Source organism: Pseudoalteromonas sp. H71 (genome assembly GCF_001468485.1).
Taxonomy (GTDB): Bacteria; Pseudomonadota; Gammaproteobacteria; order Enterobacterales; family Alteromonadaceae; genus Pseudoalteromonas.
Genome location: NZ_LODI01000035.1, coordinates 188,103 through 202,629, shown reverse-complemented (window position 1 = coordinate 202,629; position 14,527 = coordinate 188,103). Strand labels below are relative to the sequence as shown.

16 protein-coding genes and 1 pseudogene are annotated in these 14,527 nt (G+C 39.3%); 3 read left to right on the top strand and 14 right to left on the bottom strand.

Annotation, left to right across the window (positions count from 1 at the left end; all coding sequences use genetic code 11):
* Window positions 1-397 precede the first annotated feature (397 nt).
* Together deoD and ATS71_RS14315 are read right to left on the bottom strand one after the other, a co-directional pair.
* Window positions 398-1,099 (bottom strand): purine-nucleoside phosphorylase, encoded by a 702-nt coding sequence (gene deoD / locus ATS71_RS14320; protein WP_006794609.1) that lies wholly within the window; start codon window positions 1,097-1,099, stop codon window positions 398-400.
* 14 nt (window positions 1,100-1,113) lie between these two features.
* Entirely contained in the window at window positions 1,114-2,331 is a 1,218-nt protein-coding gene (locus ATS71_RS14315; RefSeq protein ID WP_058405433.1) for a phosphopentomutase, read from the bottom strand.
* Between the two features lie 192 nt (window positions 2,332-2,523).
* Here ATS71_RS14315 and udk point away from each other — a divergent pair, with 192 nt between their 5' ends.
* The 3 genes from udk to ATS71_RS14300 all read left to right on the top strand — a co-directional run bounded on the left by udk (window position 2,524) and on the right by ATS71_RS14300 (window position 5,372).
* A complete protein-coding gene (udk, locus tag ATS71_RS14310; protein ID WP_006794607.1) occupies window positions 2,524-3,156 on the top strand; it encodes a uridine kinase in 633 nt (210 codons plus the stop codon).
* Between the two features lie 17 nt (window positions 3,157-3,173).
* The gene (locus ATS71_RS14305) at window positions 3,174-4,400 is read left to right on the top strand and encodes a NupC/NupG family nucleoside CNT transporter (RefSeq protein WP_008132935.1); all 1,227 of its coding nucleotides are present in this window, start codon (window positions 3,174-3,176) and stop codon (window positions 4,398-4,400) included.
* A 261-nt stretch (window positions 4,401-4,661) separates the two neighbouring features.
* On the top strand, window positions 4,662-5,372 hold the full coding sequence (locus ATS71_RS14300) for a substrate-binding periplasmic protein (RefSeq protein ID WP_058405432.1): 711 nt from the start codon (window positions 4,662-4,664) through the stop codon (window positions 5,370-5,372).
* 422 nt (window positions 5,373-5,794) lie between these two features.
* Here the strand turns inward: ATS71_RS14300 and ATS71_RS14295 are convergent, their stop codons facing one another.
* The 12 genes and pseudogenes from ATS71_RS14295 to ATS71_RS19155 form a co-directional block, all read right to left on the bottom strand.
* The gene (locus ATS71_RS14295; RefSeq protein ID WP_002959120.1) at window positions 5,795-6,004 is read right to left on the bottom strand and encodes a cold-shock protein; all 210 of its coding nucleotides are present in this window, start codon (window positions 6,002-6,004) and stop codon (window positions 5,795-5,797) included.
* Between the two features lie 239 nt (window positions 6,005-6,243).
* Window positions 6,244-6,960, bottom strand: a complete 717-nt coding sequence (locus ATS71_RS14290; protein WP_058405431.1) for a hypothetical protein — start codon at window positions 6,958-6,960, stop codon at window positions 6,244-6,246.
* Window positions 6,957-7,697 carry a hypothetical protein gene (locus ATS71_RS14285; protein ID WP_058405430.1) on the bottom strand — a complete coding sequence of 247 codons (741 nt, stop codon included), beginning with the start codon at window positions 7,695-7,697 and terminating at the stop codon, window positions 6,957-6,959. Before ATS71_RS14285 ends, ATS71_RS14290 begins: the two co-directional genes overlap by 4 nt.
* Window positions 7,684-8,037, bottom strand: a complete 354-nt coding sequence (locus ATS71_RS14280; RefSeq protein ID WP_058405429.1) for a cupredoxin domain-containing protein — start codon at window positions 8,035-8,037, stop codon at window positions 7,684-7,686. Before ATS71_RS14280 ends, ATS71_RS14285 begins: the two co-directional genes overlap by 14 nt.
* The gene (locus ATS71_RS14275) at window positions 8,030-9,340 is read right to left on the bottom strand and encodes an ATP-binding protein (protein WP_058405428.1); all 1,311 of its coding nucleotides are present in this window, start codon (window positions 9,338-9,340) and stop codon (window positions 8,030-8,032) included. The genes ATS71_RS14280 and ATS71_RS14275 overlap by 8 nt, the downstream gene beginning before the upstream one ends.
* Window positions 9,340-9,999, bottom strand: a complete 660-nt coding sequence (locus ATS71_RS14270) for a response regulator (RefSeq protein ID WP_058405427.1) — start codon at window positions 9,997-9,999, stop codon at window positions 9,340-9,342. The genes ATS71_RS14275 and ATS71_RS14270 overlap by 1 nt, the downstream gene beginning before the upstream one ends.
* Window positions 10,000-10,008: 9 nt before the next feature.
* Entirely contained in the window at window positions 10,009-10,656 is a 648-nt protein-coding gene (locus ATS71_RS14265) for a tetratricopeptide repeat protein (protein WP_058405426.1), read from the bottom strand.
* A gap of 28 nt (window positions 10,657-10,684) precedes the next feature.
* Entirely contained in the window at window positions 10,685-11,455 is a 771-nt protein-coding gene (locus tag ATS71_RS14260; RefSeq protein WP_058405425.1) for an SDR family oxidoreductase, read from the bottom strand.
* Complete coding sequence (locus tag ATS71_RS14255; protein WP_058405424.1) at window positions 11,452-12,141, bottom strand: TenA family transcriptional regulator; 690 nt, start codon at window positions 12,139-12,141, stop codon at window positions 11,452-11,454. The genes ATS71_RS14260 and ATS71_RS14255 overlap by 4 nt, the downstream gene beginning before the upstream one ends.
* The gene (locus ATS71_RS14250; RefSeq protein ID WP_058405423.1) at window positions 12,134-13,603 is read right to left on the bottom strand and encodes an AMP-binding protein; all 1,470 of its coding nucleotides are present in this window, start codon (window positions 13,601-13,603) and stop codon (window positions 12,134-12,136) included. Before ATS71_RS14250 ends, ATS71_RS14255 begins: the two co-directional genes overlap by 8 nt.
* On the bottom strand, window positions 13,600-14,253 hold the full coding sequence (locus ATS71_RS14245) for a thermostable hemolysin (RefSeq protein WP_058405422.1): 654 nt from the start codon (window positions 14,251-14,253) through the stop codon (window positions 13,600-13,602). Before ATS71_RS14245 ends, ATS71_RS14250 begins: the two co-directional genes overlap by 4 nt.
* Before the next feature lie 150 nt (window positions 14,254-14,403).
* Window positions 14,404-14,527 (bottom strand): annotated as a pseudogene (locus ATS71_RS19155) (GGDEF domain-containing protein); the annotation flags it as partial.

Sequence of the window (14,527 nt, the reverse complement as noted above, 5' to 3'; positions counted from 1 at the left end):
AGTAAAGGAGAAGAACAGGAGTAGTGACTAATCAATATTTTTTAACTCTGTGTAGCGCGAAGCGCCTCGGTGCGCTCTGTGGTGATAATTTTATAAGTAACAAGAAGCTACGCTTCTAACGTGAGCANGCTCTACGTCTACAAAAATAAACTAAACATTAGTTTAGGGCTGCTCATTTTTTCTCATTCGCTTCTCTTTGTGGATTTAGATTTAAAACCCATTTTTTCACAAAGAGTTCAAAAAGCGCTGCGTATTTAGAATTTGGTACATATTGATTTTATAATTATTAGGGCATAAAAAAAGCCGCATAAAATGCGGCTTTGGAGGTTAGTCTCACTTCACTTTGGGCGTGTCTCCAAAACTTAGTGAATACGTTACCAAGGAACTGTTTTATCGATTAGATAGACTCTAATGCAATTTTAACCATTTCGTTAAACGTGCTTTGACGTTCGTCAGCAGGTGTTGCTTCACCCGTGATCACGTGGTCACTTACGGTGAATAATGCCATTGCGTTTGCGCCGTATTCAGCTGCAACGCCATATAAACCGGCTGTTTCCATATCTACAGCGAGTACGCCTAACTTGTCTAAATCTTTATAGAAAGTGTCGTCTGCTTGGTAGAAAGTGTCGGTTGTAAATACGTTACCTACTTTTGCTTTAATACCTAGTTCTTTTGCTGCGTTAACGCCGTTTAACAGTAGGTCAAAGTCTGCAATTGCAGAAAAATCGTAGCCACGAACACGTGCACGGTTTACGTTTGAATCTGTGCTTGCACCTTGTGCAAAAATTACGTCACGGATTTTAATGTCGGTACCAATACCGCCACATGTACCAATGCGTATAATGTTTTTTACGCCAAAGCTAACAATAAGCTCACGTGCGTATATAGACATTGATGGAATACCCATGCCTGAACCCATAATGCTTACTGGCTTACCTTTGTAAGTACCTGTAAAGCCAAACATGTTGCGTACACCCGTTACTTGTACCGCATCATCTAAAAAGTTTTCAGCAATATATTGCGCACGTAGCGGATCGCCTGGCATTAAAACTGTTTCGGCGAAATCACCAACATTTGCATTTATATGAGGAGTACTCATTCGTTGTTTCCTTTTTATTTTGGCGCGTTTAATTGAGTTAAAAAGCTGTCGCCATATTCAAGCTCAGACAAGTTAAACCACTGTGCTAGTGTTTGACCAATATCTGCAAAACTATTTCGTTCACCTAGCGGTGTATTATCCATACCAGGCTTATACGCTATCACAGGTACGTATTCACGTGTGTGCTCAGAACCTGGAAAGGTTGGGTCACACCCGTGGTCGGCAGTGATCATTAATACATCATCTGCATTTAACTGGTTTAGTATAGTTGGTAAATAGTCATCAAATTCTTTTAATGCTTTAGCGTAACCTACCGGGTTACGGCGATGACCAAATTTTTCATCAAAATCAACTAAGTTGGTAAAAATTAAGCTGCGATCAGGTGCTGTTGAAATTACCTCACTGGTTTTTTCAAGCAAGTTCATAAGCCCTGGTGCTTTGTGCTTTTGGGTTATGCCTTGATGCGCGTATATGTCTGAAATTTTACCAATACTAATTACTTCGCCGCCGTCTTTTGCTAGTACATCTAACAAGGTAGGTGCAGGCGGAAGTACTGAATAGTCACGACGGTTACCTGTTCGTGCAAAATCTTGACTATTTGAACCCAAAAATGGCCGCGCAATCACTCGTCCTATGTTCATTTCATCAAGCAGCGCCCGTGCGATTTCGCAAACTTGATAAAGCTTATCTAGGCCGAATGACTCTTCATGCGCGGCTATTTGAAACACACTATCAGCTGAGGTGTAACAGATTGGTTTACCTGTTTTTACGTGCTCTTCACCTAGCTGTTCTAAAATGGTGGTTCCTGATGCATGGCAATTGCCTAAAATGCCAGGAATACCGGTACGAGCTATAAACTCGTCTACAAATTCTTGTGGGAAACTTGGCTGTGTTTTTGGGAAGTAACCCCAATCAAATAACACAGGTACACCGGCCATTTCCCAATGACCTGATGGAGTGTCTTTTCCGCTTGAAAGTTCTTTAGCGTAACCCCACGCACCTTTAGGTGCTTGGCGGTCTGAAACTAAACACGTTTCGCCACCGGCGGCTTCGCAGGCGTCGACTAAACCTAATTTAGATAGATTAGGAAGCGAAAGTGCACTGCCTGTTTCGTCGTAATATGCTTTTAATAAGTGAGCGAATGTATTGGCGCCAACATCACCAAATTTATCTGCATCTGGTGCTGCACCGATTCCTAGGCTATCTGCCATTAAGATAATTGCTCTTGCCATTTTGACCTCACTTTGTTTCTAGGTGGTTACTTTATCTGCTGAACGATTTTTCCGTACAGGACAAAAGTCCTGTTTCATAAAACCTAAACATTATAAATTTGCGTTCTTAAGCGAAGCAAAAGAGATTAATCGTGTCTTTTTTGCTATTGTGATCTACCAACAATATATCCTTCTGTGTGGGTGAGAACTTTAGTGACACGAACAACTATTATAGCTATTGCTGGCGCGTCTGCGTCGGGCAAATCTCTGTTTAGCCAAACTATATACAATGAGTTGGTTAATGAGCTTGAACCGGGCGCAATTGCCATTATTGAAGAAGATGCTTATTACAAGGATCAGTCGCATTTGCCGATGGCTCATCGTACGCAAACGAACTACGACCATCCTGATGCATTTGAACATGAGTTAATGCTTGAACATTTAACTCAACTTCGTAGTGGAAACTCAGTAGAAGTACCAACATATGATTATGCACAACATACTCGCAGCGATAAAACGCGACGTGTAGCTGCTGCAAAAATTTTGATTGTGGAAGGTATTTTATTACTGAGCGATAAAGCGCTTAATAAAGAATTTGATATTAAGGTGTTTATAGACACCCCTTTAGATATCTGCTTAATGCGTCGTATGCAACGTGATATGGAGCAGCGAGGCAGAACGTTACAATCTGTTGTTGAACAGTATCAAGCAACTGTAAGACCGATGTTTTATCAATTTATTGAGCCTTCTAAGCATAATGCAGATTTAGTTGTGACTCGAGGCGGCATGAACCGCGTTGCGATTGATATTATAAAAAGTAAAATTAAATATTTACTACAAGAATAACAACGGGAAACATTTGTATGACAACATTTATGAGCTTAGTAGGCATGTGTGTGCTGCTGGGCATTGCCTTTGCCGCGTCAACTAATCGCAAGGCAATTAATTTAAGAACCGTTGCTATAGCATTTGCAATGCAAGTTGTTATTGGTGGATTTGTTCTGTTTTTTGACGCAGGAAAAAACGTATTAGCAAGTATGTCGGCCGCTGTTTCATCGGTTATTGGCTATGCCAACGATGGTATTGGCTTTTTGTTTGGCCCTCTGGCTTCACAAGACACACTCGGTTTTATTTTTGCAATTCAGGTTTTGCCCGTTATTGTGTTTTTCTCAGCGCTAGTTGCTGTTTTATATCACATTGGCATTATGGATTGGATTATTAAGATTTTAGGCGGTGGTTTACAAAAGCTTTTAAAAACCTCGCGTACAGAATCACTTTCAGCAACGGCAAACATTTTTGTTGGCCAAACTGAAGCACCGTTAATTGTTAAACCTTTTATAGCAACAATGACCAAGTCTGAGTTGTTTGCTGTGATGGTAGGTGGCTTAGCCACTGTAGCTGGGTCTGTAATGGCGGGTTACGTAATTATTGGTGTAGAGCTTAAGTACTTAATTGCAGCCAGCTTTATGGCGGCACCGGGTGGTTTTTTAATGGCAAAAATGATTGTGCCAGAAACCGAAACACCTAAAGATAACTTAGCTGATTTAGATTTAAACGATGACGATAAACCGGTAAATGTAATTGATGCGGCAGCATCAGGCGCTGCAAATGGCATGCATTTGGCGCTAAACGTAGGTGCAATGCTACTGGCTTTTGTTGCACTGATTGCGCTTTTAAACGGTTTATTAGGTGGTGTGGGCGGATGGTTTGATCATCCAACATTAACGCTACAAGAAATTTTAGGTTATGTATTTGCTCCTGTTGCATGGTTACTCGGTGTACCGTGGGATGAGGCAATTATAGCCGGCAGCTTTATTGGTCAAAAGATAGTAGTAAACGAGTTTGTTGCTTACTTAGACTTTATAAATTATCGCGATACGTTAAGTGCGCACACACAAGCAATTGTTACGTTTGCTCTGTGTGGATTCGCTAACTTATCATCGATAGCCATTTTACTAGGTGGGTTAGGCGGTATGGCGCCTAGCAGGCGGAAGGATATCGCACGCTTAGGGCTCAGAGCAGTGTTAGCAGGATCTATGGCTAACCTTATGAGCGCAGCAATTGCTGGGTTTTTCCTCTCGCTAGCTTAGAAACTTAAGAGATGAACCGGTGTTGCAAAACAAGAAGTTAGTACTTTAAGGGGTTAAAGTGCTATCTGACTTGAACGATACTTCACCAAGGGCCGCAAGGCCCTTTTATCGTTTTAGGCGTAAATTACCTTATGCCTTTTTATCTTATCCTAACTACCACTTAATCATTATAATGCTCTATTTTAATCACTTTTTTTTGTAATTATTCTATTTTGTTCCACACTTAAGTTAGTGTTTTTAATTCAATAATGACTCGCTGTTGTGAAATACATTCTGACCCTTTTTATACTTGTTTTATCGTTTTCTACTTTAGCTGAAAAACCGTTACTGGTAGTTACAGAATTAGCACCGCCTAATCAAGTTTTAATAGACGGCACTGTTCAAGGTCAAGGGACACAATACATAAGGGATATATTTAAACAGGCCGGTTTAACGCCAGACATACAAATGTATCCTTGGGCTCGCGCTTATAAAATGGCAAGCGAGGAGAAAAACACGTTTATATACAGTATTGCTCGTACAGCTGAACGAGAAAATCAATTTCAGTGGGTAGGCGAAATTGGTCGCTTTGAAATGGGGTTTGTTGGGCTATCAGACAGAACAGATATAGTAATCAATAATACTAACCAAGCAAAAAATTATAAAATAGCGATGCAATATAACGACTTTTCAACACAAACTCTCACAAAAATGGGGGTTGAGGGCGTTATAACTTCAGACATACAACATTCTTATCAGTTACTACTAGCCAAAAAAGTAGATCTAATATTAGATGACCCGCATTACATGCTCCAATACAGTGATTACTTCAAACTTAAACCTGGCCACTTAAAGTTTATTTTTAAAATAGATGCACTAACAACGGTTGCTTATTTAGCTGCAAATAAAGATACAGATACAGTTCTTATAGAAAAAATGCAAACAGCATATAAAGAGATAAATAAAACTAAAAAAAGCCCTTACGGTAAATAAGCAAACTTTTAATTTGTATTGTTTACCTGTGCTGTAAACCAATAACAAGTGTTGTTACCTCTTCGTATTAATTAGTACTTTAATAAGCGCTGCAAGCACTTGTCAGCTTCTTCGCTTTTATACCAACCTGCATGCAAAACGTATCGTTATCTGCGTAAAAAACTCATTTAGAGCAGCTTTCACGCGCTTTTTCATCCTTAAAAGATCACTTAATTAAGGGAGTTGGTGTTATATGTTAAAACCGGCTATTTCGACATTTTATTGCCATTTATTCCTGCCAAAAGTAGTGGTGTTTAGGGGGAAATAGAATCACTTAAATTGTGCTTGTGAGTAGTAGGTAGGGTTGTTACATAAGTTAGGTTTATTTTAGATACAAAAAAAGCGCCCTAGGCGCTTTTTTTCATTTTACTTAAAAAGTAAAATTATACAGCTGTGATGTTATCAGCTTGAGGACCTTTTTGACCTTGTGAAAGAGTAAACTCTACACGTTGGCCTTCAGCTAAAGTTTTGAAACCTTCGCTTTTGATTGCTGAGAAATGTGCGAAAACGTCTGGGCCATTTTCTTGCTCGATGAAACCAAAACCTTTAGACTCGTTAAACCACTTAACTGTACCTGATACGATGTTAGACATTGTAATATCCTGATATAAAAATAAAAAATATGCTCATATGAGCGGGTGTAGCAAAAAATGAGATGGTACTTTAAAAACTTCAGGACGGTACTACAAGTATTACTTATACAACATCGAAATGGAGATTTATAGCTTACATGCTTTCTTTCTAGCTGCGACCCACTATATAGATAACCAAATATAAGTCAAGCACTTCCTTTAATTGCTGAGCAATAAATAACCACATTGTGTTTACTAGCTTAAAATTCAAATTCTAGGGCTAGCCTAAAACTATGGTTTTTTTCAGCTTGGCTAATTTCACTTATAAAACCGGCTTCCCATTTTAGCTGCTTTTGCCCTTCAAACCGGTATAACCCAATAAACCCTGGCCCAATCCCGATGAAATCCTCTCCTGCATACAACTCAATGGAAGGTTGAAACGCAGATAGGTATCTATACCGATATTGTACCCTGAACTGGGTTTCCCATTCGTTTTGAATATCTTTGCCCCATTCGTACACTAAAAATGCATTCATGGTTAAACTCGTTTTACCAAACTCTTTTTCTATTAAAAACCCCGTCGTTGCTTCGTAGATGTCTTCATTGTGCATTTTTTCAAGTTCAAATAACGCGCCCCAATCAGCCCATAATTTACCTTGTTCTATTAATTGCCAACGCAGCTCAACTTCATATGATTCTAAACCAAAGTCACCATTGTCATCTCGCTCTCCTACAAAATAGCCTTCTACAGCCATCGTATCGTTGATTGCTCCACCACCACCAATTCGCTGTGCTAAGAGGTTGCCATTGTCGGTTTGATGAGAAACTAAACGCCATTCAAACTCGCGCTCTAGCGGCAATACATAGGGATGGTAAACCTTATCAACGACAATACCATCGGCATTCGCTTGGTTTGGAATTAACAGCATACAAAAAGCGGTTAAAAATAGTGCTGAATACAGGTTGAGTGCTTTCATACTCGTTCCTTAGATATTGAAGCTGGAATAACGTAGCAAAATATTAAAAATAACGCTGTACTTGCGATGTAGGTAAGCACCGTAGTGAGATCAGGAGTAGCCTCGTAACCAATTAGAGCGCGAAGCACTCGACCAAGCTCTGAGTGCTCACTAATCCAATGCCTTAAATCCCAAATAGGATTAGTATTTGTAATTAAGTCTATTTGACTTGCTAAATCAAGAGCAACCAACAGCTTAGATGCACTATTTAAGGCAATTAAAATGAGTATTGGGTAATTACTAAAACGGTGCTTAACGCCACTCATAAAAAAGTACAACAACACACAAAAGCTTAAACAAATACCAGAGCCTAAGAATGTGCCTATAAATAAGCTTTCAGCTGCATCACTATTTTTCCAAAAGCTATTGAGATAAATAACATAGTGGCTTAAGTACATGACTATCGTAGTAATAATTGCAAAATTAAAAGCCGTAACACTTTGCTGTATAACAAACACGAGTACCGCAATGAATATTGCAATACACATAGCGATTTGAATGTACTCCAGCCCTTTATGATCAAACCACTGACTAGCCCACAACGCGCTGTACATATATAAAAACGACATTGCAACACCAACCATCAAACAGATACATATATGGTGGGCGCTTTGCTTTGCAAAAACTTGTAATAGTACTAATAAAATTGCTATTGGAAGCAATTGGTTAAGGCTAACTACTAAACTAGTTATTAGCATGTTGCGCCTCTTTGTTGTTTACGATTACAACACCTGTTGCAGAATTTGGCGAAAATTCGCCAAAAAACGCATACCGCCCCTTTTTTAGAGGGCCTATATAAATAACGCTTTTTCGATGCGGATAAAGAACTTTCTCTCTATTCAAATCAAAACTATCAAATTCTTCAGGGGTGTCGTCTTGGTTTTCTATAATTAATTTAACTTTTTGGTTTTCTGGGATCGTTATTTTTGAAGGGTAAAATAAGTGGTCTTTTAATACAATCAGGTACTCTTTTGCATTAATTTCAAACGATATAAGCACTAAAAGGCATAAGCATTGCTTAATTATGCGCTTACCCATGTTGATCCCCCTTGAAGGTGACACGCGCGGTTAGTCCGCCCAAAGGGCTATCTGTTAATGTTATTTGGGCTGAATATATAGCAATAATGTGTTGCACTATAGCCATGCCTAATCCAGCTCCTTGCTCTCCTGATGGATGCTGATCCCCTCCAACACGATAAAACCTATTAAATACACGCTGTTTTTGCTCATCAGTCATGCCGGAACCTGAATCGTCAATTTGCCAATAATACCCATCATTATTGACAAGCTTTATTGTAATTTTACCATTTGTAGGGGTGTATTTTATTGCGTTACTTAATAAGTTAGAAATAAGCGTAGTAAGCGTAAACTCATCGCCATTAATTTTAAAGTCATCACCCTCTAAGCTTATTGTTAGATTTTTTTTATCTATTTTGTCGTATTGATCAGATACCGCATGCTGGGTAATTACCAGTAAACATTGTTCAGTAAATTGCTTTTGCCATTGCTCTGGATGGGTACGGCCCAAGATAAGCATTTGCTCCACTATATTACCCAGTCGATTGACCCCCTGTGACATAGCCTCTAACTCTTGCTCATAATACTGATCGTTTTCCAATTTTTTTAAATTATGCACATTTATTTTTAAACTACTGAGTGGGGTTCGCAGTTCATGGGCTGCGTCTGAGGCAAAAAAGCGCTCTCTTAGGTAGGCAGTCTCTACTCGTTGAAATAGATCATTTAACCTATTTATTACGGGCTTAATCTCTTGGTCGGTAACGTGCCAGCTTATAGGGCTAAAATCATTTGCTTTACGCTCAGCAAGCTGTTTCGATAATTGTGTTAAGGGCGCCAGTGCATGCTTAATAAAAAAGCTAATAAACACGGCAAGTATTGGCACAGCCCAAAGCATGGGTAGCATCGCAGACAAAATAACGGCTTCTGCCAACTCAAAACGTTTTGATATTGGCTCAGCCACTATCACTTTTCGGTTATTTTGTGTTAAAACAAACACTCGCATTCTCTGCCCTGCAATATTGGCAGTTTGAAAGCCCTCTTCAAAATCCATGGGCTCTATTTTTAAACTAGCAGATCCACTTAATAACGTATCTTGGTACCAAATTTGGTAAAGAAGCTGGGTATTAGCGCTATTTAACTTTATAGCTTGTGCTGTTTTGACTAAGGGCTGTTCACCCAGTACTAGCGCCACTATTTTTAACTCGTTATCGAGCAGAGTTTCACCTTCACGCATACTTTTTTGGTACCCTTTTACAAGCGCAAAAAAGCAGATAAGCACCATCATCGACAGTAGTATTAAGGTAAGGCGTTTACGAATAGACACTAACGTTTTCCTACCACATACCCGATACCACGAAGAGTTTTAATAAAATCTTTTGGAAACTTTTTTCGTAAGTGGTGTATGTGAACTTCTATGGTATTAGAGCCGACCTCTTCGCCCCATTGGTAAAGTTTATTTTCGAGCTGCTGCTTTGACTGCACACGCCCTTGATTTTCCATTAATGCTTTTAATAGCATGTATTCCTTGCGAGGCAAGGTTAATGGCTCCCCACTTACACTGGCGCTGTGGGCTGATGTGTCAAGGACAACATCGCCACAGTTTAATAGGCTTGAATGGGTATGGTTTATTCGCCTACTCGCGGCCCGTAAACGTGCAAATAGTTCTGCTGGATCAAAAGGCTTAGCTAAGTAATCATCAGCTCCCATGTCGAGCCCAAGTACTTTGTCATCTATACTGCTACGTGCCGTTAAAATAACGACAGGTATTATTTTTTTTTGTTGTTTTATTTGTTTTAAAATCTGAGTACCGTCGCCATCGGGCAATCCCAAATCGAGTATGACGAGTTCTATTTCACCCCCAGCTATGCATTGAAGCGCATGTTTTACTGTACCACTGTGTTCAATACTATAGCCTTCTTGGCGCAATGAACGGATAAGTCCCTGCGCCACAAGTTGATCATCTTCTACTAACAGTAAATGCATGCTTATTATTTATCTCTTAAGTTTTTTATCTACTTTTACTTGTAATTGGCTAATGGCTTGTTGACGATATTCATCAGCTTTACGTCGGTACTCTCGTATACCCGCTTTTTGCGCGACCTCTAACCGTGCTTTAGCTTCTTTGTATTCACGTTCACCATACAAAAATTCGCTGTACAAGTAGTTAGTATCAATACCTTGCGGATTAAATGCAAGTGCCTGTTTAAAAAGCTTTTTAGCCTTATCATCATCGCCAAAACCTATAGGCCAACCAGGTACTTTGCTATAAAGCGTGGCTAAGCTCGCATACGCAGAGCCTCCAAGTGCTGTGCCGTCAATTTCAAGTGAATGCTCTAGCGATTCTTTTGCTTGTTTTGCATATCCCAGAGCCCCGATCCCTCCTTTAGCTCCGGCAAAACTGGCTAGTACAATGCCATGCCAAATATGTGATTGTGCAGAATTTGGGTAGTTTTGCACAAATAATGTTGTTTGCTCAGTTAGATCTGTGAATGCTTTTATTTGCGCATCGTCTTCAAGTTCATAATTGGCAATTGCCCATTGTTGTTGAATGGCGAGTAAATCTTGCGATTCATCTGCTTTGGCTGATATTGATAATATACTTAACACAATTAAATATAACGCTAGGGTCATTTTATACATAACTTTATCCTCGTGTATTCGTTTATTTTTAACTTAAAAATCGTTTTATTATTGATAGTTGTTTACCAATTGCGCCATCCACAATGCTTGGAAAAGCACCGTTAATACGCACAAATAATTTTTCTGGAAAACCAATAAAGCGTCTTTTTTTACTTGAATTAATTAACGTTAATAACTCTTTTGCTACGCGTTCAGGTGTATCCATTTTATTACCAAGCGCTTTGTTCATTGCACGGGTTTGATCATTGTTAATACTTGTATCTGTAGCTCTTGGTGCTAAATAAGTCACATTAACTCCAGAGCCATTAAGCTCACGAGAAAGGGCTTCGGTGAACCCCCGTAAACCAAATTTACTTGCACAATAAAGTGTGTGATAGGGGTATCCAATACTGCCTAACGACGATCCTACATTTACTATTATGCCTTTTGAGTTTTCTAGCTGTTGCAAAAACAATTGGCATAATTTTATGGGGACCAATAAATTGGTGCTCAATACCGAGTCTATTTGATCACAACTGGTTTGCTTCAAACCTTGCACAACATTAATGCCTGCGTTATTAACCAACAGCTTAGTACCACCGAGTTGGTTTGCTTTTATAGCTAAATTAACGCGGGTAGCTTCATCGGTTAAATCACCAATAAAAACCTCACTATTTGGGAGCGTTTTGTTTAGGGCTTCAAGGGCTGGTTTATTACGCCCCACCAACAATAATGACCAACCTTGCTCATGTAACATTTTTGCAAAAGCTTGCCCTATTCCACCCGAGGCACCGGTTAATACACATAGAGCCCCACTCATACAGATGCACTTTGCGTAGTAGTCTTAAAAAAGGGTTCACTATCTAAATCGCGAAATATATTCCCGTATAAACGGTAAAAACACTTTGCACCATGGATGATTGCTTGTTGATCGGCCTCATTGGTTATTTTGTTCATGAGGTCTTCAAAAAACTTCACATGCTCAATATCTAAGGCACCATGAGAGGTTAAATAACTAAACGCTTTTTTTGGTAAACCCACGGCGCTTGCAATATTTGATGCAGCCCCGTCGGCCAGCGCTATAGAGGTACCTTCGAGCACATGGACCATACCAAAAAAGCTCAACGGGTTTTTACGAGCAATACTGTCGTAGGCATACGACACCATTATTTCTGTTGCAAACTGTGGCTTGGAATGACGCACGCGTTCTTTATCAAAACCACAAGCGGCAATATCGTTAAGCACCCATTCTTGATGGCCAATTTCTTCTTCAATGTATTCTGCTACCGCTTCGCGTAACCATTCTTGCTCATCAGTTAAACGCGCGCCAACTGACATCATTAAAGGAACCGTGTGTTTTACATGATGATAAGCCTGCGCCAGAAAAGAGGCATATTCTTCAAGCGTTGCTTGTCCGTTAAATACACGCTGTATAATTGGCGCAGCTAATAAGTACTCACGCTCGTTTTGTGTTTGTGCTTTTAATGTATTAAAAAAATTACTCATTAATTACTTCTCCAGGTCGGTAAAATTGTTCGAAAACATGGTGGTAATGGCGACTAATTGCTTGTCGTTTTGGACGATTATTAGTTGTTAACAACCCTTGTTGAGCACTTAATGGCTTAGCTATGCAGTGCCATTTTTTTATGCGAGCGTAATCAGGTAATTGTTGGTTTACGTTATTTATAAGTAGAGTTAAGCTTTGTTTGTTTAGTGTTGAATTGACGTAAATAATGGCGGTTAAAAAGGGTTTACCTTCGCCGAAAACAACCGCTTGTAAAATGCCGCTTTGGCTTAGCAATAATGATTCAGGCCATTCAGCATTCACGTTTCGCCCCATACTGGTAATAATTAGATTTTTTATCCGCCCTTTAATAAATAATGTATTATTTTGTTGCTCAACCAAGTCCCCGGTGGCGTACCACTGGTTTTGATCGTGTGGCGGGTGATTTAAATACCCTAAAAACAGGTCTCCCTTAATATATAATTGATTGTCTGTAATCTTGGTTTGAATATGAGGAAGAACACGACCTGCACTATGGTAATTATCGTTTTTGACTGTGTTTAAGCTAACTACCGACGCTGCTTCAGATAGTCCATAACCTTGATAAACAGGTAAATTTAAACTTCTAGCTTTAACAATTATGGTTTTATCTACAATCGCCCCACCCACTGCTATAAACTTGAGTGATTTAGGCGGCTGCCAGCCTTGTTCTGCAAAAGTAACAAGGCATGTTAAAAGCTCTGGCACCAATATAAGTGTATTAGGATTTACTTTATCAATAGCGTTAATAAGTGCATTAGGTTGCGCTAACGAAGACCCTACAAAACCGAGTTCGTTCAGTGGTATTAAATGAACTTGACCGCCACTTTTCAAAGGCGCATATACACCTGCTATGTTTTCAAGAAGCACCGCCAGTGGTAATAAACATAAATGCACAGGCTGATTAATATTAATTTTATCGCACAATGATTGCGCCACTTGCATTTGACTGTGAGCAGACAAACACACCCCTTTTGGCTCACCTGTCGAGCCTGATGTAAACGTTACTTTTTGGGTCGTATCGAAGTAATTAACTGCTTTACTCACTGTTTGTGAGTATATATACAAACAATAGCAATCAAATAACATAACACTGAGCGCTGGATGCTGGTTAGGACCAGGCAGAGTATCTGTAATAAAAATAGCAGCGCCACATTGATTGATTACATACTGCGTTTGTTGCTCGCTAAAAAATGGAGCGATAGGTATAGCCACTTTATCGATTATTCGAGTTGCAAAATCTAAGGCTAGCCATGCAGGGGTGTTATCAAGCTGAAAAGCAACCACATTTCCTTTAAAAGTCTTTAAAGTATTAGCCAACGTTGTGGTTTGTTGGTCAAACTCTTTTCCACTTATTTCATGGGTTTTATTATTACTGTGTGAAACAACAATAGCTGTATTTGATTGCGTATCATATAAACTCATATTTTCACCAATGCATTCGCTAATGTATCAATTTCATGCTGGTTTTGACGTAATAAGCTATAAAGCTCTGTTGTTTTTACGATTTGTTGGTGAGCTTGCTCTAAACTCACAACACAGACAGTTGGCTGATTAGCGTAATAACTTCCCCAACTTAATGGGTTTTCTACTACAAAGCTGTTAGCAACAGCAATTTCAGTGCAGTTAACACCTAACAGTCGAAGCATAGCTCGTACTTTTTTAGTGGCGCAAAATACTAAATATTTAGCTCCAGTATGGTAAAGCGCCTCGTTAACAACAATAAAATGCCCAAGCGTTGCCTTTCGATGTGTAGAGCATAAATTACCTAGCTCAAAAATTTTACTACGCGGAGTTTGTTCTAATAAAAAGTGCTCGATGGGCTCTGCCGTGTACTGCTCAATAAATAAGGAAGAGGTAGCTTGCCTTAAACCTAACGTACATTGCCCCTCACTTGTTGTGTATTGGCAAAGTAGCGGCATAAATGATTTAAGCGTTGCATTGTAAGCCACTAAAAACCCCTCTTTTACTGCGGCCTCTAGTTCATTTCGATGCTCATCATTCACTCGAGCACTGATATAATGTGTCGGATTAGATGTGTAATTTAGTGGTAAATTTGACTGTGCTAATTGCATAAACATCGCCCGTTTAAGGAGTATGTTTATAATTTAAAGAGCGAAACTTAAAGAAAACTTAAGGAATAAAAAAGCCCCTAAATAAATTTAAGGGCTTTTAAAGTAAACCTTATTCCAGCTAAAGGTTAATTAAGGTTTAACATGTGTAAATTAACTGGGCTCTGCCACTACACAGCGGTTACGGCCATGCTCTTTAGCATGGTATAGGGCTTTGTCTGCACATTTGTATACTTGGTCTATGTTATTGCTGTGGGTTGGCCAAGTTGCAATTCCG

Coding starts and splice junctions, on each gene's coding strand:
- deoD (WP_006794609.1), bottom strand. CDS start 1,099: ATGAGTACTCCTCATATAAATGCAAATGTTGGTGATTTCGCCGAAACA.
- ATS71_RS14315 (WP_058405433.1), bottom strand. CDS start 2,331: ATGGCAAGAGCAATTATCTTAATGGCAGATAGCCTAGGAATCGGTGCA.
- ATS71_RS14305 (WP_008132935.1), top strand. CDS start 3,174: ATGACAACATTTATGAGCTTAGTAGGCATGTGTGTGCTGCTGGGCATT.
- ATS71_RS14295 (WP_002959120.1), bottom strand. CDS start 6,004: ATGTCTAACATCGTATCAGGTACAGTTAAGTGGTTTAACGAGTCTAAA.
- ATS71_RS14290 (WP_058405431.1), bottom strand. CDS start 6,960: ATGAAAGCACTCAACCTGTATTCAGCACTATTTTTAACCGCTTTTTGT.
- ATS71_RS14285 (WP_058405430.1), bottom strand. CDS start 7,697: ATGCTAATAACTAGTTTAGTAGTTAGCCTTAACCAATTGCTTCCAATA.
- ATS71_RS14280 (WP_058405429.1), bottom strand. CDS start 8,037: ATGGGTAAGCGCATAATTAAGCAATGCTTATGCCTTTTAGTGCTTATA.
- ATS71_RS14270 (WP_058405427.1), bottom strand. CDS start 9,999: ATGCATTTACTGTTAGTAGAAGATGATCAACTTGTGGCGCAGGGACTT.
- ATS71_RS14265 (WP_058405426.1), bottom strand. CDS start 10,656: ATGTATAAAATGACCCTAGCGTTATATTTAATTGTGTTAAGTATATTA.
- ATS71_RS14260 (WP_058405425.1), bottom strand. CDS start 11,455: ATGAGTGGGGCTCTATGTGTATTAACCGGTGCCTCGGGTGGAATAGGG.
- ATS71_RS14255 (WP_058405424.1), bottom strand. CDS start 12,141: ATGAGTAATTTTTTTAATACATTAAAAGCACAAACACAAAACGAGCGT.
- ATS71_RS14250 (WP_058405423.1), bottom strand. CDS start 13,603: ATGAGTTTATATGATACGCAATCAAATACAGCTATTGTTGTTTCACAC.
- ATS71_RS14245 (WP_058405422.1), bottom strand. CDS start 14,253: ATGCAATTAGCACAGTCAAATTTACCACTAAATTACACATCTAATCCG.